The organism is Candidatus Eremiobacteraceae bacterium (assembly GCA_035710745.1).
Lineage (GTDB): Bacteria > Vulcanimicrobiota > Vulcanimicrobiia > Eremiobacterales > Eremiobacteraceae > JANWLL01.
Genome location: DASTCX010000003.1, coordinates 19,089 through 36,998, shown reverse-complemented (window position 1 = coordinate 36,998; position 17,910 = coordinate 19,089). Strand labels below are relative to the sequence as shown.

The 17,910-nt window shown below is 62.2% G+C and carries 19 protein-coding genes and 16 tRNA genes; 31 read left to right on the top strand and 4 right to left on the bottom strand.

What is annotated here, in order from left to right; translation table 11 throughout:
* Positions 1-8: 8 nt before the first annotated feature.
* Positions 9-506: a hypothetical protein gene (locus tag VFO25_00285; GenBank protein HET9341332.1), complete on the bottom strand. Its 498-nt coding sequence runs from the start codon at positions 504-506 to the stop codon at positions 9-11.
* A gap of 190 nt (positions 507-696) precedes the next feature.
* Here VFO25_00285 and VFO25_00280 point away from each other — a divergent pair, with 190 nt between their 5' ends.
* From VFO25_00280 to VFO25_00260, 5 genes are all read left to right on the top strand, one after another.
* The gene (locus VFO25_00280; protein ID HET9341331.1) at positions 697-1,473 is read left to right on the top strand and encodes a hypothetical protein; all 777 of its coding nucleotides are present in this window, start codon (positions 697-699) and stop codon (positions 1,471-1,473) included.
* A 252-nt stretch (positions 1,474-1,725) separates the two neighbouring features.
* The gene (locus tag VFO25_00275; protein ID HET9341330.1) at positions 1,726-2,400 is read left to right on the top strand and encodes a DJ-1/PfpI family protein; all 675 of its coding nucleotides are present in this window, start codon (positions 1,726-1,728) and stop codon (positions 2,398-2,400) included.
* 2 nt (positions 2,401-2,402) lie between these two features.
* A complete protein-coding gene (locus VFO25_00270) occupies positions 2,403-2,939 on the top strand; it encodes an SCO family protein (protein ID HET9341329.1) in 537 nt (178 codons plus the stop codon).
* On the top strand, positions 2,936-3,376 hold the full coding sequence (locus tag VFO25_00265; GenBank protein HET9341328.1) for a copper chaperone PCu(A)C: 441 nt from the start codon (positions 2,936-2,938) through the stop codon (positions 3,374-3,376). The genes VFO25_00270 and VFO25_00265 overlap by 4 nt, the downstream gene beginning before the upstream one ends.
* A 2-nt stretch (positions 3,377-3,378) precedes the next feature.
* Positions 3,379-3,927 (top strand): SCO family protein, encoded by a 549-nt coding sequence (locus VFO25_00260; GenBank protein HET9341327.1) that lies wholly within the window; start codon positions 3,379-3,381, stop codon positions 3,925-3,927.
* 42 nt (positions 3,928-3,969) lie between these two features.
* Here the strand turns inward: VFO25_00260 and VFO25_00255 are convergent, their stop codons facing one another.
* Positions 3,970-4,797, bottom strand: a complete 828-nt coding sequence (locus VFO25_00255) for a helix-turn-helix transcriptional regulator (protein ID HET9341326.1) — start codon at positions 4,795-4,797, stop codon at positions 3,970-3,972.
* Between the two features lie 73 nt (positions 4,798-4,870).
* Between VFO25_00255 and VFO25_00250 the strand changes: the two genes are divergently transcribed.
* The 3 genes from VFO25_00250 (at position 4,871) to VFO25_00240 (ending at position 10,497) form a co-directional block, all read left to right on the top strand.
* Positions 4,871-5,725, top strand: a complete 855-nt coding sequence (locus tag VFO25_00250; GenBank protein ID HET9341325.1) for a hypothetical protein — start codon at positions 4,871-4,873, stop codon at positions 5,723-5,725.
* 67 nt (positions 5,726-5,792) lie between these two features.
* Complete coding sequence (locus tag VFO25_00245) at positions 5,793-8,567, top strand: LuxR C-terminal-related transcriptional regulator (GenBank protein HET9341324.1); 2,775 nt, start codon at positions 5,793-5,795, stop codon at positions 8,565-8,567.
* Positions 8,568-8,916: 349 nt separating this feature from the next.
* Complete coding sequence (locus VFO25_00240; protein ID HET9341323.1) at positions 8,917-10,497, top strand: DUF2339 domain-containing protein; 1,581 nt, start codon at positions 8,917-8,919, stop codon at positions 10,495-10,497.
* Between the two features lie 153 nt (positions 10,498-10,650).
* On the opposite strand, the gene VFO25_00235 is transcribed toward VFO25_00240, so the two are convergent.
* Entirely contained in the window at positions 10,651-10,917 is a 267-nt protein-coding gene (locus VFO25_00235) for a hypothetical protein (protein HET9341322.1), read from the bottom strand.
* Between the two features lie 155 nt (positions 10,918-11,072).
* Between VFO25_00235 and VFO25_00230 the strand changes: the two genes are divergently transcribed.
* The 23 genes from VFO25_00230 (at position 11,073) to VFO25_00120 (ending at position 17,264) form a co-directional block, all read left to right on the top strand.
* Positions 11,073-11,660, top strand: coding sequence for a hypothetical protein (locus VFO25_00230; GenBank protein ID HET9341321.1), 588 nt, complete (start codon positions 11,073-11,075; stop codon positions 11,658-11,660).
* 106 nt (positions 11,661-11,766) lie between these two features.
* On the top strand, positions 11,767-13,017 hold the full coding sequence (locus tag VFO25_00225; protein HET9341320.1) for an FAD-dependent oxidoreductase: 1,251 nt from the start codon (positions 11,767-11,769) through the stop codon (positions 13,015-13,017).
* Between the two features lie 140 nt (positions 13,018-13,157).
* On the top strand, positions 13,158-13,802 hold the full coding sequence (locus VFO25_00220) for a type II CAAX endopeptidase family protein (protein ID HET9341319.1): 645 nt from the start codon (positions 13,158-13,160) through the stop codon (positions 13,800-13,802).
* Between the two features lie 285 nt (positions 13,803-14,087).
* A tRNA-Lys gene (locus tag VFO25_00215) sits at positions 14,088-14,161 on the top strand.
* A gap of 6 nt (positions 14,162-14,167) precedes the next feature.
* A tRNA-Ile gene (locus VFO25_00210) sits at positions 14,168-14,240 on the top strand.
* A 25-nt stretch (positions 14,241-14,265) separates the two neighbouring features.
* Positions 14,266-14,348: transfer RNA gene (locus VFO25_00205), tRNA-Tyr, on the top strand.
* Positions 14,349-14,351: 3 nt separating this feature from the next.
* Positions 14,352-14,423, top strand: a tRNA-Val gene (locus VFO25_00200).
* Between the two features lie 113 nt (positions 14,424-14,536).
* A tRNA-His gene (locus VFO25_00195) sits at positions 14,537-14,612 on the top strand.
* Positions 14,613-14,624: 12 nt separating this feature from the next.
* Positions 14,625-14,698: transfer RNA gene (locus VFO25_00190), tRNA-Ala, on the top strand.
* Positions 14,699-14,702: 4 nt separating this feature from the next.
* Positions 14,703-14,777: transfer RNA gene (locus VFO25_00185), tRNA-Asn, on the top strand.
* Between the two features lie 5 nt (positions 14,778-14,782).
* A tRNA-Gly gene (locus VFO25_00180) sits at positions 14,783-14,857 on the top strand.
* A 5-nt stretch (positions 14,858-14,862) separates the two neighbouring features.
* Positions 14,863-14,933: transfer RNA gene (locus VFO25_00175), tRNA-Trp, on the top strand.
* Positions 14,934-15,152: 219 nt separating this feature from the next.
* Positions 15,153-15,240 (top strand) — tRNA-Ser (locus VFO25_00170).
* A gap of 21 nt (positions 15,241-15,261) precedes the next feature.
* Positions 15,262-15,335, top strand: a tRNA-Cys gene (locus VFO25_00165).
* 17 nt (positions 15,336-15,352) lie between these two features.
* Positions 15,353-15,427: transfer RNA gene (locus VFO25_00160), tRNA-Asp, on the top strand.
* Positions 15,428-15,430: 3 nt separating this feature from the next.
* Positions 15,431-15,507 (top strand) — tRNA-Pro (locus tag VFO25_00155).
* 4 nt (positions 15,508-15,511) lie between these two features.
* Positions 15,512-15,600 (top strand) — tRNA-Leu (locus VFO25_00150).
* Positions 15,601-15,698: 98 nt separating this feature from the next.
* Positions 15,699-16,043 (top strand): hypothetical protein, encoded by a 345-nt coding sequence (locus VFO25_00145; protein HET9341318.1) that lies wholly within the window; start codon positions 15,699-15,701, stop codon positions 16,041-16,043.
* Positions 16,034-16,108: transfer RNA gene (locus tag VFO25_00140), tRNA-Phe, on the top strand. The genes VFO25_00145 and VFO25_00140 overlap by 10 nt, the downstream gene beginning before the upstream one ends.
* Positions 16,109-16,117: 9 nt before the next feature.
* Positions 16,118-16,192: transfer RNA gene (locus VFO25_00135), tRNA-Arg, on the top strand.
* Positions 16,165-16,677: a DIP1984 family protein gene (locus tag VFO25_00130; GenBank protein HET9341317.1), complete on the top strand. Its 513-nt coding sequence runs from the start codon at positions 16,165-16,167 to the stop codon at positions 16,675-16,677. The genes VFO25_00135 and VFO25_00130 overlap by 28 nt, the downstream gene beginning before the upstream one ends.
* A gap of 1 nt (position 16,678) precedes the next feature.
* Positions 16,679-16,876 carry a hypothetical protein gene (locus VFO25_00125; GenBank protein HET9341316.1) on the top strand — a complete coding sequence of 66 codons (198 nt, stop codon included), beginning with the start codon at positions 16,679-16,681 and terminating at the stop codon, positions 16,874-16,876.
* Between the two features lie 43 nt (positions 16,877-16,919).
* Positions 16,920-17,264, top strand: coding sequence for a hypothetical protein (locus VFO25_00120; GenBank protein ID HET9341315.1), 345 nt, complete (start codon positions 16,920-16,922; stop codon positions 17,262-17,264).
* Between the two features lie 14 nt (positions 17,265-17,278).
* Here VFO25_00120 and VFO25_00115 read toward each other — a convergent pair whose 3' ends face one another.
* Complete coding sequence (locus VFO25_00115) at positions 17,279-17,896, bottom strand: hypothetical protein (protein HET9341314.1); 618 nt, start codon at positions 17,894-17,896, stop codon at positions 17,279-17,281.
* Positions 17,897-17,910 lie beyond the last annotated feature (14 nt).

Below are 17,910 nucleotides of genomic sequence, written 5' to 3'. Positions count from 1 at the left end.
CCGCGGCCTTACCAGCGCGGCCTATACGTCGACATCGGCGCCGGGGTTGGCGTCGCGCCACCTGCCGGCGGTGCCTGAGAGCCGGCTGGAATAGTTCCGCAAGCGACATACGTGCCGAAATTCTGAGTCGACTCGTGCACGTTCACCGAAAACCGCCCCGCCTCTAACGACGTCAGCGATGCGTTGACGGTAGTCGTCGACGTACCGCCGACGACGTTCGTCAACAAATACGCCGGCTTCGGGTTGAGCTTCTTGCACTTCCCTGTATGGATGTGCGCGGGCTCTTGGGCGTTCGGAGGCTCGCCCGTGAGCTGGATTGTCACCTGTGTCTTGTTGTCGATCGTCGACGTCAGCGTGGCCGTACCCGTTTGACCGGAACTCGACATCTGATCGAGCTGAACCACCACCGTGCCCGTTGAGGACGTCCCCGTGATGTCGGCCGCTAGCGGCCGGCTTCCCATGAGGCCCAACCCAAGGACGGCGACGACCGCGAAGCCGATTCGCATCCTGAAAACCTCCACGACTAAGCCACTGCGGCGCCCTTCGACAACCTTGTACCCGAGCGCCCTTCGAAAAACCGCATTCTCATATGAGATTTTGTGGGTTGTGTGATGGGACTCTGGAACCGCTCGGCGCATCGCAAGCGTTCATCCGCTAGTAAGCGACAACGGTGGGATGTCGATGAGGAGCGCGCACATGAACCGCGTACGACGACCCTTCCTGTTTGCTGGCGCCATCGCGGCGACATTGGTGATCGGTTCTCCGCTATGCGGCAGCGCCGATCCGACCATCGCCGTTCCGGTGACGCCGACCGGCGCAGTCGGACCGCCGATCGAAATCGATGAATGCAAACTGCTCTATTCGGGCAACGACGTCGCGGGCGAATCGGCCGGCGTCTACCTCAAGTTCACCAACGACAGCACACTGACCGCCGATCTCATCAACTTCAAAGTCGTAGCAGGCAGCGAGTCGGGAATGATCCGCGACGTCGGTACGTTCACGCCCGGAATCGAGATCACGCATCACTATAGAGAAGGTAGCGGCCACCTCATGTTCTCGCCGCTCCTCTCGCACGTCGCCCTCGACTGCAGCGTCGCGTCGGTCCATTTCAGGAACGGCACCGTCTGGCAGGCCGCAAGCGTCAAGCCGCCCGCGCCGTCGCCGGCACCCGTCGTGCTTGCCTCGCCGCGTCCGATCGACTACGCACCGGATTCCTTGACGTTCGCCGGCCTCGGCTCACAATTCGATCGATATGTTTCGCTCTACGATGCGACCGGTATCGGCGCCGTCCATCGGTCGGGCACGTGCGCGGGGATCGTGAGCGTTCGGACGGTCGACGTGAGTCGACGAAGCGCCGCGCTGCGAGTCTCACCGATCGCGAGCGGTCGCTGCTCTATGGTCTTAGCCGACGCGGCGAACAACTCGATCGAGATTCCGATCTCGGTAGCGGGGCTGCCGCAAACGGGGCGGTAGCACCGAACGGAGGCCGAGCTTCGCTCGGCATACCACACTTCCTCAATTGCAAGGCCGCGGCGGTCGACCGTAAAGGTCGACCGCTCCCTTCTCGCAATGCGAGGTCGCGGAGGTCGAGATGAATCTCGACCGCTCCCCTTACCTCTTCGTGATTGACCGCTCCCTCGCGTCTTCGTGTAAGACCGCGGCATGCAAAGCACGTTCAAGAATCGTGGGCGGCGACGTGCGATACTAGCGTCGAGGTGCTTTTTCATGAAAAGATCGCAAGTGCTCGCAGCCGCGGCCGGCGTCGTCGGACTCGCGGGACTCGACATGGGTGCAACCGATAACACAGCGCCGCTGCTCGGCAAGCCCCTGAAGAAGCCAGCTACGGGCAACATCCAGGTAGCCGTCCTTATCTCCGACAGGGCGACGGTCATCGATTTCGCGGGTCCGTGGGAGACGTTCCAAGACGACGGCTTCGACACGCATGTCGTCTCGAAAACGCTTGATACGGTCACCGCGACGAACGGCCTGAAGATCGTGCCTGAGTACACGTTCGAGTCCGCCCCGCAACCAAACGTCGTCGTCGTCGGAGCTCAAAAAGCCCCGCCGGAAGCGCTCACATGGTTGCGCAAGGTCGCCCCGGGCGCCGATGTCGTCATGTCCGTTTGCACGGGCGCGTTCATCGTCGCGCGTGCCGGCCTACTCGACGGCCAGTATGCCACGACGCATCACGACTATTACGACAACTTCGCAAAAGAATTTCCGAACATCCACCTCGTGCGTGGTCCTCGGTTCGTCGAGAACCCACAGGTCTCGTGCGCGGGCGGCCTGACCTCGGGCATCGATCTCGCTCTTCGCGTCATCGAGCGCTACAACGGCAAGAAAGAAGCCGATCAGGTCGCCTTCTACATGGAGCACGTGCGGACCGCACGGCCGGCGTAGCAATGACAGCAATCATCTTCGCCGCCGCCGCTGCGATCAGCGCGCTCCTCAATGCCGCCGCGCCGGACTTCACGCTCACGGATCAGTCGGGGCACTCGTTTTCGCTCGCGGGCCAACGTGGACACGTCACGGTGCTCTACTTCGGCTACACGCACTGCCCCGATATCTGTCCGACGACCCTCGCCGCGATCGCGAGCGCGCTACGACAAATCGGACCGACGGCGGACCGCGACATCAAGGTCGCGTTTATCACGGACGATCCCGAACGCGACACGCTCAAGACGCTCCGCAACTACGTCACGCTGTTCGACCCGTACTTCATGGGCCTGGACGGAGCGAGCACTACGTTGGCGCCGATCTACAAGGGGTACCATGTGTGGTTCACCCGTTTACCCAACCAAGGAAGTGCCGCCGGCTACCTGCTCGCGCACAGTTCCTACATATATATGATAGACAAGACCGGTGTCGTCCGGACAATCGACGATTGGCACACGTCTCCGGCCACCATTGCCGCTCACCTGAGAAAGCTATATCAATGAAGCGCTTTGTCATCCGCACGGCCTCGATGGCCGTCTCCGCCCTCGTCACTGTCGCCGTCCTCGCGGCTGCTCCGTCGAGCTCGGCTTCGATTTCCGTCAGCGGTGCGTTCTCGCGTCCAGCCAATGACATGGGCGCTGTCTTCCTTACTATTGCCAATGCGGGAGCGTCTGACGACGCGCTCGACGGCGCGCGCTCCGACGTCGCCGATGCGACCGAAGTGCACGAGACGTACCATGTCGACGGCGGCGACGCGATGCGCCACATCCCGTCGCTCGCGATTCCCGCGGGTGCGACAGTCGTGTTCAAGTCCGGCGGCTACCATATCATGCTCATCGGGCTGAAGCACGATCTTCGTGTCGGCGACCACTTCACGATCGGACTCCATTTCGCGCACGCGGGTTGGGTCGACGTGCCCGTCGTCGTGAAGTCGTTCTGAGTGTGATCGCGATTCTTATGGCCGCCTTCACAATCAACGGATCGGCCCAGGCCCAAGCCGCGGCGCCCCCGACGTCCGCACCGCTCATCCCGAACGTGACGCTTATCGACGAACGCGGCGTACTGACGCCGCTCGCCGCACTGAAAGGGCGAGTCGTTCTCATCAGCTTCTTCTCTTCGACCGACTCCGCGCAAGGCACGTGCACGGCCGTCGCCGGTAAGTTTCTGTATCTACAGCGACATCTACCGGCGAGCGGCTACCGTTTGCTCGAGATCACGCGCGACCCGGAACGCGATTCGCCGCAACGCCTTAGCGCTTACGCCAAGCTCTTCGCATCGGATCCGCGCCTGTGGTCGTTCCTCACGGGCGACCGGCGGCAGATAGATCTGCTCGCGAAGACGCTTGGCGCGTCGCGTCGTCGGAAGCTCGAACAAGACGAGCCGCTCTTCGTCATCGACGCGACCGGACACGTCGCGGGCGTCCTCAAGACGAGCGACTGGTCGCCGGAAGACGCGCTCGCGCTGGCAACCCACGTCAGGGCGCAGAAATAGACGGAGCGGTCGACCTTGACGGTCGACCGGCGCGGCCTTACGCTAGGTCTGGTCGAGCTTGTGCGTCGGGATATATCGCCGGTATTCGGCCGGCGCCATGCCAGTGAACTCTTTGAACAGACGCGTCATGTGGCTTTGATCGGAAAAGCCCGCATCCGCCGCGATCTCGCGCAACGACGCCTTCCCCTCCGCGATGTTCCGAGCCGCGTATTGCACGCGCAGCCCCGTGACGTAGTCGCCGATCGGCCGTCCTTTGAAGCGATGAAACGCGCGCGCGAGATGCGACGGGTGCACCGACGCACCGTTCGCGAGCGACCGCAGCTCGAGCTTGTCGCGAAACCTTTCGTTCAATTCGTCGACGACGTCGACAAGCCACTCGGGCTCCTTGACGTCGTCACCACCTGCGCGACTCAAGTAGGCGCACAGTTCGAAGAGCAGTGATTCGATCGTGAAGAACGCGAGGTCGGCGGGTTTCCCGAGTTCGCCGTAGAGGCGAAGCGCGAGCCAGAGCGGCTCGCCGCCATGGAGCTCGAAGATGTGGGCCGGCATCCGGCCGTAGAACGCGATCGCTTCCTCCCACGTCTTGCCCAGCTCGATCGTGAACATGCGCGCGCCGCTGGGCCCGATCGCGTCCGAATGCGACATCATCTTGTTGTGAAAGCCGAGGGTCAGTGGCGTGTAGGATATCGTAATGTCGCTGGATGTCTCTTGGTACGATCCGTCGAGGAGGAGGAGGAAGAACGGCAGCGCATGCAAGTGTTCCTCGATCGTGCGAGGCTGTCTGTGCGTCACCTCCGAGAGGATTGCGTCGGCGATGCGGATCGAGTGTGTCTCGCCGTAGAACTGACCTGGCTCGAGCGGCTGCGTCATCTCAGGCAGTGATTTCTTGGGAAGCAGTGCGCAAGGCCTCCGCCGCTAACGCCGCTTGCGCGAAAGAATGATGATGAAAGTGCAACTTCCGTTCAAGACCGCCGCGCTTTGCGTCGCGGCTTTCGCGTTGGCGGCTGTGACGCGCGCATCAGCGGACGATGCGACGACGTATAACGGGGTGTCAGCGACGCCGGCCGCGGCGGCGCTTCGAGCAACCGTGGTCGTTGGAGGTAGTGGTCTTACTCGGTCACTCGCGATCGAGGAGCAAGGCGTGCATACGGGCGCCCGCGTGCGTTCGTTCGACGTCGACATGCAGAAGCGGATACACTTGATCATCGTCAGCGAGGACTTGTCGCAGTTCATGCATATCCACCCGACGCTCGACAGTGCCGGGACCTTCCGGATCACGACGACCTTTCCGGGGCCTGGAGTCTACCATTTATATGCCGACACAGACCCCGCAGGCTTCGGTCACGCGGTTTTCCGTTTCGATGTTCCCGTCGGCGACGCGCGGCCGGCGACATCGTCTCGGCGGTTCTCGCCTATCGACAAGGCGACGGTTGGCGACTACGTCGTTCGTCTCAGTACCGACCGCGTAAAAGCGAGCGTCGACACGCCGATGCTCATCTCGATCATGAAGGACGGCGAACCTGCGTCGGATCTGCATCCGTACCTTGGCGCGTACGCGCACATCGTCGCGATCGGCGCGGCAGATCTTTCGTACACGCACATCCACGCGATGGATATGGATTCGATGATGTCGGGCGCGCATGTGGCGAGTGGGTCGGGTCTCCCCGCATCGGCGGCCGTACCCGCGACGATGCCCGTCCACATCGTGCTTCCCCATCCCGGGCTCTACAAGGTGTGGGTAGAGTTCACCGGCGGCTCGCGGGTCTACGCCGCACCCTTCGTCCTCTCCGCACGGTAGATACCCGTCTTTGCGGTATGCCGTCTCGAAGGTCCGGGCTCGGCCCTCGGTGGACTCCTAGTGCTAGATGCCGATCCCAGCTCTGCGCGGCCTCATCCGGCGAAACGATCTGACCGATCGGCTGACGCGTGCGCTGGACAAGCCTCTCGTCGTCATTCAAGCGCCGCCCGGCTACGGTAAGTCTGCGGCGGCCGCAGTCGCATTGAGCGAAAGCAGTACTGCTGTAGCGTGGTACCAATGCGAAGCGTGGCATGTCGGCGACTTCTTTTCTCCGCTCGTCGCCGTCGTCCGTGAGACTACCGGCGATCCTGACGCGGCGCGCCTCGTCAGTTCGATGGGCAGCCAACGACCGGAAACCGCAGAACAGGTCGATCCGTGGGCTCAACGTATCGGCGCCGAGTTCGCGCGCGAATTATCGAATCGCGCACCGCTCATCGTCGTACTTGACGACATCCAACTCCTCGCCGAAGATCCGGCCCTCAAGGGATTCATCATCGGCGCGCTTCGGGCGGACAGAGCCAATCCGTACTTCTGGTTGATCGGCCGCGCGCTACCTGACATCGGCGTCGCCCGATGGCTCGCAGGGGACAAGGCTGCCGTCTTTTCGACCGAGGATCTAGTCTTCGCGCCCGCCGACGCTTCCGAACTTGCTCGCAAGCGCGGAGAGACGATCGACGACAAGAACGCCGCCCTGCTGTGCGACGTTTGCGAAGGATGGCCCGCCGGGATCGCCTTGTCGTTGACGTCGGGTGCGCGCCCGACACCGAGCAGCGACGGCCGCCTCACCGCCATATCCGCATATCTGCTCGAGCAGAACATCAATCGGCTGCCCGAACCATTCGTCGCATTTCTCGAGCAGACATGCGCGCTCGAAAACCTACCCGTCCATGCGCTCGAACGTACCGGACGCATCGCTGAGGCGACTCTTCTCGTCAAGGATCTCGAAAAGCGCGGAGTCATGGTCGATGCGGTCGTACCAGGTTCGGTCTATCGCGTCCACCCGCTCTTGCGCGACGCTCTCGCCAGACGTTTGGAAGCCGACAAGGGAGCAGACGCACTTGTCGAGCGTCAAAGGTGGGCGGGCGATTTTCTGCTTGCGACACACGAGGTCGTCGCCGCTCTCCACCAGTTCGCGCTCGCACATGCGACCGATTCGATCGCTGACGTACTCCGAATGCACGGCGAATCGTTGATCGCCGCCGGGCGGCGTGATCTCGTGGCGACGCTCGTCGCCGACCTTCGCACTGCCGATGGGTCCTTCGGCGCGCTCTGTGGGCTGCTCGACGGGATTATCGCGCGCCAACGCGGAGACGCGCGCGCGTCCGGCCTGTTCGAAGCAGCGCTGAAGAACGCCACGGGCTCCCACGATCGGGCACTCACGTTGCGCCTACGCCAGCTCATCATGCAAGATGAACTCTCGACGCACGCCCGTGCTGACGGAAGAGCGATCGCCAAACTGCTGACCGACACGCAAGGTTTCGGCGGCGCGATCGAAGCGTTCTCTCTTATCCTCGCTGGTTGGGTGCGCGCTATCCACTTCGACTTCACCGGAGCGCGCGATTTTGCGGAGAGGGCTCTCGACGTTCTGGGCCCGACTGCCGACATTCGCCAACGAGTCGACGCTTCGATGCTGCTCGCCTACGCGCGCACCGCTCTCGGAGACTTCGCCGGCGCCGAAGATCTGATCGGCAGCACACTTGGGGCCCTCGAGAGGAGCGACCACGGCGTCGTTCGCTCGTATTTCTTGGCCTGGGCGGCGCGAATGGCTTTGCTCCGAGGCGATGTCGCCGCTGCCGCGGACTACTCAGCGGCTGCGGTGCGGCTCGGCGTACACTTCGATCTCCCGACCGAACTGGCATCCGCGTACGCCTGCCTCGCCGAGGCCGCGCTTAACGCCGGCGACTTCGATCGGTGTGCGGAGGCCGTCGCCGCGGTGCGCCGCCTCGCCGACCGCGCGTGGTATGGAGTCGATCGCGATCGCCTCGCTTCGGCGACCGTGGTACTCGATAATCGCGTCGCGTTCTTACGCGGTGATCCGGTCTCGGCACTCGCGGAGGCCGGCAAGCACCGCGAACCCGCGATGACGCCTGTGCAACGTGCCGCTTTGTGCGCGGACACTGCCCTCTATTCATGTCTCGCCGGCGCGGTCGATCCGTCACCAGTGATCGACGCTGACCGAGCGATCGCGGCTGCCGTGATCGTCGATGGCGCCGATGCGTCGGCCCTTGCGCTTGGGCGCGCCGAGCTGGCCCTTGTCCGCGGCATCAGGCTCATGGACCGCGCGGCCGACGACACCAAGGACACGCACTTCGATGCGATGCTCGCAGGACGTCACGACTTGGGAGCGCTCGCGGCGTCAGCGGAAGCGCTGCGGGTGATCGCGAGCGAGCCCGTGCGCGAATTGAACGTCACCCTGACCCTTATGGCTCGCACGCTCTCGAAGCTCTGCGGCCGCGGTCCGCGATTCGAAGCGATCGTCATCCTCGCGATGCTCGCTTCGCTCGCTCGCGGGCGGCCATCGATCGCCGGCAAGCTCAAATCCGACGACTTTTCGGAACTCAGGGCGCGCTTCCCGGCGACGCTCGGCGCTCTCGCCGAGTTTGACCAAGTCGCCGAGATCTCTGGCCCACCGTCTCCATCTGTCGACACGCACGGGCTGACTCCGCGTGAGATCGAAGTCGCTGCGCTACTGACCGAGGGCTTGACCAACCGCGAAATGGCCGACAAGCTGACGCTGAGCGTTCGTACGGTCGAGACGCACGTCGATCGGATACTCGGGAAGCTTGGCGTTTCATCGCGGACGCGGGCAGCCTCTATGATCTCGCGGCTTGGCCTGACCTAAGCCCGCCGACTTCGGCCCGATTCGGGACATCCGCCCGCAGGATACGTAGTCCTTCGGACGTCCGCACGGCGCCCGGCGCTTACCATTATAAGCGCCGGCGCCGCGCTTGGCGCCGCCGGACAGGAAAGGCGGGGTTACCTCAATGCTTACGGCCATAAAATTTGCGATCGGTGTCGGGCTGGCGATCGTTCTACCGGCCCTCTTCCATTTCGGTATAGCGATGTCGCTGAGTGCGCCGCTTGCGCCTACGTACCAGCAATACAATGGCTGTGATCCCTACGAGCGAGCCAACGAGCTGCGGGAGTTTTGGATCTCGCTGCCGTTCGGAAAGTCATAGGAGGGATGCACGATGGAATCACTCACCGAGAAGCGCCGGCCTGATATCGAGTCGATCATCGGTGCACGCTGGCTCAACATCGGCGGAATCGTCGCGATGATCGCCGCTGCCGGATTCTTCATCACCTACGCAAGCGAGCGCAAATGGATCGGACCCGAACAGAGAGAGCTCATAGCGATCGCCGCCGGCATCGGCATGCTCTTATATAGCAGGGAACTCTTCCGACGCGGCCATGTCTACTTTTCTGAAGGCATCGCTGCGATTGGAGCGGGTACGCTCTATCTCGCGATGTTCGCGGCGTGGGGCATCTATCATCTCGTCCCCTCGTGGGTCGCGGCTACTGCCATGTGCGGATTGACAGTCGTGCTCATCGGAACGGCACTGCGCCGCGATTCACAACGCCTTGCGCTGTTGGCGCTCGGCGGCGGCTACGCGACGCCATACCTCGTCGGCGGCCTGGATCAGACGACGACGTTGTTCGCGTATCTGCTCGCGCTCAACGGTGCGTTGTATTGGGTCTCGCTCCGCCGTGGTTGGCGGTCCCTGCCGCTCGCGGGCATCATGACGATCGCCTACGAGTTCGTGTGGTACTTCAGATCGAACGATCAGCCGTCGTTCGCAATCGTACTGCTCATGGCATCGGCGCTCTACGCAGAGTTCCTCGCGTTCCAAATCGCCTCGATCTTCAAGTCCGGGCGGATGGCGCTCGATGTCCTCGGCCTTGCAGCGATCAATGGCGGCTGGTTCGTCCTCGTCGTGTGCGCGCTCGCTCATCCGATACATGGAACGGCTGGCATGGCAGTCATGCTTGTGCTTGGATTGATCCAAGTCATCATGGCTTGCATACTGCCGGCGACACCGAATATCGAGCCGGGCGTACGTGCCGTCGCAGCGAGACCGGCCTGCGCGGTGCTCGGCATGTCGCTCGCTGCCGCGGCGTTGCCGATCCGGCTGAGCGATGCGGGTCTCGCGGCCGCGTGGGCGGTCGAGGGCCTCACCTTTGCCGGTACGGGGCTCGCGGCGCGGATGACGTTGATGCGAGTCGGCGGGATCAGCGCGTTCGCTCTGTCGCTGCTCGCGCTCGAGGCCGCGTGGCCGAGCGGCGGGCATCTGTTCCTCAACCCACGATTCGAGACGCTGGGAACGCTTGCGATCTGTCTCGCGGCTGTATGCTGGCTCGCGCACCGATTCCAAGCGAACCTTGAACCGAATGAGCTACGCTTCTACCACGGTGTCGAAACGATGACGAACGCGCTTGCGGTCTTCGCGCTGTCGCTCGAGATCAACGACGCGTTCGCTCCGGGCGGCATCGCTGCAGCGATGTCGATCGGTGGCATCTCTGCGCAGCAGCTCGCGCTGACGGTGCTCTGGACGGTGTATGCTACGGTGCTCGTCGTGAGCGGCTTGCGTCGAGATGCCGCATACGTCCGTTGGCAGGGGCTCGCGCTGTACGCGTTAGCGGCGCTCAAGCTGACGCTGCTCGATCTGGCGGCGGTCGACGTCGGTTATCGCATCCTTTCGTTCCTGGCGATCGGCGTTGCGCTGCTCTGCGCGTCGTACTTGTATCAGCGCCGTCTCGGAAAGGCAGCGTGACATGTTGACGGGCGCATTTCCCCTGATCGACATCCTTTGGCTCGGGCTCGTCGGCGCACCGCTGCTGCAGATCCCGATGAGAAGGAGGTGATAGGTAGGTAGGGTCAGTTTGAGCCGGCCGCTTCGAGCGGCCGGCTCGTCGTTTAAGGCGCGCTACGAACCGCGCTTATTGACCGTCGCGTAGCCGATGCTCTTCGCTTCGGTCGCCGATTTGCCGCGAGCGCGCTCGGATTCGGCGATGTGTTCGGCCTGCCGCTTCTCCTTCGCGGTGTAGCGATGGCGTGATGGATTTTGCTTGTTGACCGTCGCGTAGCCGATCGCCTCGGCCTCATCCGCCGACATGCCGCGCGCTTCTTCGCTTTCCTTGATGTGCTCGACTTGTCGATGTTCCTTTTCGCTATATCGATGTTTCTTCGGCATGCCTCTTTCGTGCCCGCGACACATAACCGATATTCGCGTTCTTCGGGACCGCCTGCCCTCCGGGACCGATGTCCCCTATCGCTGTCCGGAACGGCGCCGGTCATGCAGCTTAAGGGGTACCCTTATCTGTAGGGTAACGGAGGTTGATATCGCTTATGAACACCAGAGCAAGAATCGCGATGAGCGCGGCGGTCGCCGCGCTACTGTTGGCGCCGACGATGACGCCGGCCGTCGCATCGGCTCCGCGTGTCGTTTCGCTCGCGAGCGGATCGATGGTCGATGCGAAGATGAACCAGACGATCGACTCGGGCAGCGCCCAGATCGGCCAGCGGTTCACCATGACCGTCGTCGCGCCGTATCCGCAGAGCAACGGGCAATTCGCGAATGCGACCCTCACCGGCCACGTGACGAACGTCGTGCCGGCCGGCCAGGGTACGAATCCTGAGCTCGCATTTGCGATCGACAAGATCGCGCTGGCGAACGGCGCAACCGGACACCCGATCCTGATGGTGCAGACGCAGGAGACACAGCGTCACGACAACACGACGAACGTCGCGGCATCGGCGCTGGCCGGCATGCTCGTCGGCAACTGGGTCGGCAAGGCGGTCTTCCAATCGAACGCGGGCGGCGCGGTCGGCTTGGTCGCAGGCGCGCTCTACGCTTCGAACAAGAAGACTAACGTCTCGCTGACGCAGGGTTCGCAGGTCGTCTTCGAGGCGCAGCAGACCGTTGCGCTACGGTGACCGCAGCTAAATCGTGACCCCGAGAGAACCCCGCGCATGACCGGGGTTCTCTCTCCTTTGTAAAGTGGCAGGCGAGTCGCTCAGCGCAAAAAAATACGCGATCAATATGAATCAACTCGCAACGCGGTGCTGCATCACGGGCGGCGGCCCGGCTGGTGTCATGCTCGGTTACCTGCTCGCGCGCTCGGGCATCGACGTCGTCGTCCTCGAGAAGCACAAAGACTTCTTCCGCGATTTTCGCGGCGACACGGTCCATCCGTCAACGCTCGCGGTGCTCCAGGAGCTCGGGCTGCTCGACGAATTTCTCAAGCTGCGGCACTCAGAGGTCCGCACGATTTCTGTCAACGTGTCGGGAGACGTTGTCACGTTCGCGGATCTCCGTTACGTACCAGGTCCGTGCAAGTTCGTCGCGTTCGTGCCGCAATGGGATCTGCTCAACTTCCTCGCCGAGCACGGTCGACGATATCCGAGCTTCCATCTCCTCATGGAAACCGAGGCTCGATCGCTCATCACCGAGGACGGCATCGTCAAGGGCATCGTCGCGCAGGCGCCGGAAGGTGAGCTGCACGTTCGAGCCGACTTGACGGTCGCCGCAGACGGACGGACTTCAACGCTCCGGGAGCAATGCGGCGGCGAGGTCATCGATATCGGCGCGCCGATCGACGCGCTATGGTTTCGGCTTTCGAAGCGTCCCGGCGACCCCCGCGACACGTTCGGCAACGTCGTCGCCGGCGGAATCCTCGTTGCGATCGACCGCGTCGAGTACTATCAGTGCGCGATGGTCATTAAGAAAGGCGGGTTCGACACCATCCGGAGTCGCGGGCTCGACTCGTTTCGCAATAGCATCGGGCGCATCGCACCATATCTCGCCGATCGCGTTGGCGAACTCCAGGACTGGGATGATGTCAAGCTTTTGACCGTCGCGGTGAACCGGCTCAAGCAATGGCATCGTCCTGGTTTGCTCTTCATCGGTGACGCGGCCCATGCGATGTCTCCCGTCGGCGGCATCGGGATCAATCTCGCGATCCAAGACGCGGTGGCGTCCTCAAACCTTTTGACTCCGGCGTTGCTCCGAGGCGCCGCGTCAGATAACGACCTGCAGCGGGTTCAAGAACGGCGCGAGCGCCCGACGCGGCAAACGCAGGCCCTTCAGGTGTTCTTGCAAGAGCGGATCCTCAACCGCGTTCTTGGCAGCTCGGAGAAAGTGTCGCTTCCGTGGTTCATCCGGCTGTTCAACCTACTGCCTGTGTTGCGCGCAATTCCCGCGCGTACGATCGGCATAGGCTTCCTGCCGGAACATGTTCGGACTAGAGAGACGGCATCACCGGCTACGGACGGCGTAGCCCAGGAAGCCTAGGAACAAGACATATCGCGCGCTAAACCGTGTTCGATCTCACGGTCGACTAAGACTCGACGCGCGCCGCAGTCTCGAAGGATTAGCTTATCAAGGCATGGCCGCGATGGACTGAATCGGCTTGGCTCGCATCATGCCTTGCGGTGCTGGTCTTTTCTTTGTTGGTCGACCGGATTGCGGTAGGCTACGTCGGCGTGCTGCCCGGACATCCGTTCAATGCATCGGAGCTTGCGACACTTGTAGCGCTACGCGAGAGCGCCGCATTGTTGATGATCTGGTTTGTTGCAAGGCGCTACCTCGGCGCCGGTTTCGCGGATCTCGGGCTGACAAAGCCGACGCTCCGTGATATTCTTCTCGGTGTCGTGGGCGCCGCAGTGTTCTTTTTGTTCGTTGGTCCTGAAGTTGTGCGAATATTTCCACCGACACAGGTCAACCAGATAAGGGAGGCCTTCGAATCGGGCGATTTTGAGGACAGGATTTGGCTGCTGTTCGTGTCCGGGATATATTCGCCCTTAGCGCAGGAGATCGAATTCCGCGGCCTTCTTCTCGGCGGTATGCTTGAGCGCACCGGAGCGCCGATCGCGCTCGGAGTGAGCATCCTCGTATTCACACTTGCTCATTGGGTGGGAGGCGCTAGCTCGATGGCAACCGCCGCGACCCTAGGTGTAGTTCAAGGTTTATTGTTCATCTGGCGCAGGTCATTGACTGCTAGTATCACACTGCACATCGTTTACAACACCTTGATCGGGATCGTAACAATGTCGGCTCTTCACGCCTGGCATTTTTGACCACGCTACCGTGATCTGACGACCAGCTCGCTCGTCGAAATTTCATTTGACAATGGGCTTGACGTCCGTGTACAATAGCCCTCGCTTGTTCTCTAAGGAGCATACCACGGTGAAACGGCTATATACAGAACATAATATGATCGAGCGCGGCGGCGACGTCGCAGCGCTTGGATCCGCGTTGCCGTTCGTCGGCGGCGCGAAGGTGACGTAGCTCCTACTCGGGATCATCACAGTCGATGTGAGGCCTCGGTCGGAGACGACCGAGGCCTCGGTCTATTCAAACACGCCTTCGTGGCTCAACAAGGTAGAGCAACGGCCTCTTAAGCCGATGGTTCCAGGTTCGATTCCTGGCGAGGGCACGATGTTGGGATCTAGCTCAGAAGGCAGAGCGTCGCTCTGATATGGCGAAGGCGGTCGGTTCGATTCCGACGATCCCGAAAGGATGACGACGCACGACGACGATGGGTGGGTGACCGAGAGGTGATGGTGGCGGGCCGTAACCCCGTTGCGCGATGCGCCGCGCAGGTTCGAATCCTGCCCCACCCATGGACCCGAGCAGCACGACGGTCGTGCAACTGTCTTACACACAGCGGCGTGGGGGTTCGAATCCCTCCTCGGGTAGATCGGTCGCCAAAGCGTAGAGAGCGACGCGCCGCACTCGTAATGCGGACAGCCTCGTGCAAGTCGAGGTGGCGGCTCCAAAGACGACGACTACGACGATCGACGACGACGTGGCGGGCATGGTGTAGTGGCGCTGCACGACGCGATGTGACCGCGCAGGTTCCGGTTCGATACCGGATGCTCGCCCCAACTCTGGTACACGGGGGTTTCGTTCAACGGTAGGATGGCTGTCTTGCAAACAGCTGATCAGGGTTCGACTCCCTGCACCTCCACCAGTGATGCCCTGTAGCATAATCGCGGCAATGCGAGCGCTTGTTAAGCGCGACGATGAGCGTTCGAATCGCTCCGGGGCAGCTGACGCGATCGGACGTCGTGCGGAAGACCGCCGCGCTACCAACGCGGCAGTGCGGGTTCGAATCCCGCCGATCGCTCCAAACGTAGGTCGGGCTCGGGGATCAGGCGAGCCTCCAAAACTCGCGCACGAGGGTTCGAATCCCTCACGGCCTGCCAACATTGCTCAGCGCGACTGCGAAGGTCGCGCAACCGACACGAACCCGCCCGGCGTCTTTGCGGGAAGCGCCGGCGAAAATCGGAGGCCCGGGGGTTCACGATGGGCCATTGAGGCGGACGAGATGATACGACGCCGGTCTCATAAGCCGGATGGCTCGGGGCGGTTCCGAGGTCCGCTACCAATATGGATGTAGTAGGCCGAACGAAGCTCGGCGATTCGGAGAGTGCCGCCGACGGGTCGGCACCGAGTCTCGAAAACTCGTGGCGCCCGCAAGGGCGCGGGGTTCGAATCCTCCGCTCTCCGCCAATGACGACGACGACAACGATTGGTCAGGTAGTCAAGAGGAAAGGCAAGTGGCTGCAACCCACCGATCGCCGGTTCGAGTCCGGCCCTGACCTCCAAAGAACTAAAGAAACGTGCTTCGGTAGCTCAACGGTGGAGCGCCCGCCTGTCGAGCGGGAGGCCGCGGGATCGACACCCGTCCGGAGCGCCATGATGGGGAATAGCTCAGCTTAGCAGAGCGCGTCGTTCGGATCGACGAGGCCGCGAGTGCGAATCTCGCTTCTCCAACCAAGTCGCCCGCGTGGTGTAACCGGAAGCCACGCTGCGCTCAGAACGCAGTCTCGCGCGAGCGAGGTGGGGGTTCAAATCCCTCCGCGGGCACCAGGGTCCCGTCGTCTAGTGGCTAGGATCCTGCGCCTTCAACGCGGGGAACGCGGGTCGGAACCGCGCGGGACTGAGTCTCAATACATGGACAGGAGAAAGTGTCAAAGTCAAAGGTCGCGGAGCATTGGTTGGTCATTCGCTTCTACGACCAGCCGCCGCAAAAGATCGCCGAATGTTTCGAGGCGCTGTGCATCGTCGCCAGCGGCTTAGTGAACTACGCGACGCGTCCGCTCCAGTCGACGCTGAACGAGGGCGGCTTGTCACCACGATATGTCGGTGCCAACAACACCGAGTGCATGCTCATCTTCGACTCGGCTGCCAGCCTCGCGGCGTTCCAGGCAGATCCGCGAACGAAGGAGATCTACTCTTGGTTTGCGTCACCGCACCTTGGCGGCTCCGTCATCACGAACGAGACGCACGTGCTTCGACCTTTGCCGGAATAGCTCAGGTGGTAGAGCGCGCGGTTGAAACCCGCGAGAGCCTGATTCGATCGCAGGTTCCGGCGCCACTAAAGCGTACCCTCGTAGCTCGAAGGACGAGCGGCGCGCTACGAACGCGATGGGTGTGGGTTCGATTCCCTCCGAGGGTGCCAATTTTTCTTTGAGAGGTGCTAGTGATATGAAGCTAGGCGAAGCGCTAAAGCTGCGTTCGGACAATCTGCGCAAGATCGAAGAGCTGCGGGTTCGCGCAGTAGCGAGCGCGCAGATCCAGGAAGGCACGAAGCCGCCTGACGATTCGAACGAATTGATCGCTGAAATCGAGCGTCTCCGAGGCGAGACGACCGATCTGATCCAGCGTATCAACCGTACGAACGTGGCGACTCGCCTGTCCGATGGCTCGGTTCTAGCGGACGCGCTCGCTCAGCGTGATGCGTACCTGGCGCTGCGTGGCGCTTTGCAGGGCATCGCAAAGGCGGCCGCGGAGCCGCAGCAGCGCTACATGCGCTCGGAAATCCGAGTCGTGCGGACGGTTGACGCGGCAGCTATCTTGAAGCGCGCAGACGACCTGTCGCGCAAGCATCGTCAGCTCGATGCTTTGATTCAGGAACTGAACTGGTCGACCGAACTGACAGACTAAAGTGGACGAGTTGGTAGTCGATCGAGATGCGGGCATCAAGGGCACGAGCAGAGCCCAAAACTGCTCTCCTGGTCGTGTCAGCGCGACACGAGGGGTTCGACTCCCCTACCGTACCGCGTATGCGCCGTACTGGGAACTGAGGACGGTCACCGTGACCGAGTACTACCAGGTGCCGATCTTGAGCGATGAGGGTGGGTAAGGGGACCTCGTCCTGACGCGAAGACAAAACGAGAATGCGACCTATGATCGTCCTCTATCGCCCAGTAGGCGAGGCGGAGCTTCGACTTATCGAGCGAGCTGAGTGGCGTCGGTTTCGAGCGCGCCTATCGGAGCAGCCGATCTTTTACCCGGTTTTGACTGAGGAATACGCTCGGCAGATCGCGCGCGACTGGAGCGCGCGCGACGGCAAGAAGGGGTTCGTCGCCAGCTTCTCCATCGACACGGACTACATTAGGCGCTTTGTACCGCAACAAGTCGGTGCGAGGATCCATACGGAGTACTGGATACCCGCAACTGAACTGGACGTTTTTATCAGCCACATCGTCGGACTGATCGAGGTGATTGCTTCGTTCGGCGGCGACGACTGATGACGGGTGCGTTTCTAGGTTTGGCGCATGTCAGGCCCCTGAGCTTGGGTGAGGTCCCCGAATGCCTGAGCCGTGGGGACGCCGCGCTGACGGCCGACGATTGTCGCGGCGGATAGGAGGTTCCCTTGCTTCTTCAGCTCGGCGACGCTGTCGTCGAGCAGCGTTTCCGAGCTTTGGCCCAATAGGGACCGAAGTTGAGTCGCCTTTGCTTCGACATTCTTCTCGTTCGCATCGTAGCCAGTCGTGAGCGGCCAAGACCCTTGCGGCGTATTGATCATGATGCGGTAGCCCTTATGCGACTCATCGATCGACGGATCGAGCGTGATGCGGACGTCGTTGAAGTCGACCGTGCCGCCCGTGCGTTCGCGAAGGCCATGTGACGTCCACTCCAACTTTCGCGCCGTTGCGTCAAAAGCAAAAGTGCGCCGCTTCTGAGCGAAGATCGAGACCAGGCAAAGCAGCGCGCCCACGATGAGCCCGCCGACGACGATGAGGTTATGGTCGGGCTCTATATACTTCGACCACGCGCCGAACGCGAGCGCGAAACCGAATAGCGCGAGGACGATATCGATGAAGACCGGCGAGTCGACGTATCTCTGAACGCCAAGGCCTACGGAGGGCGAAGGTTCCATGGATAGGTTATCGG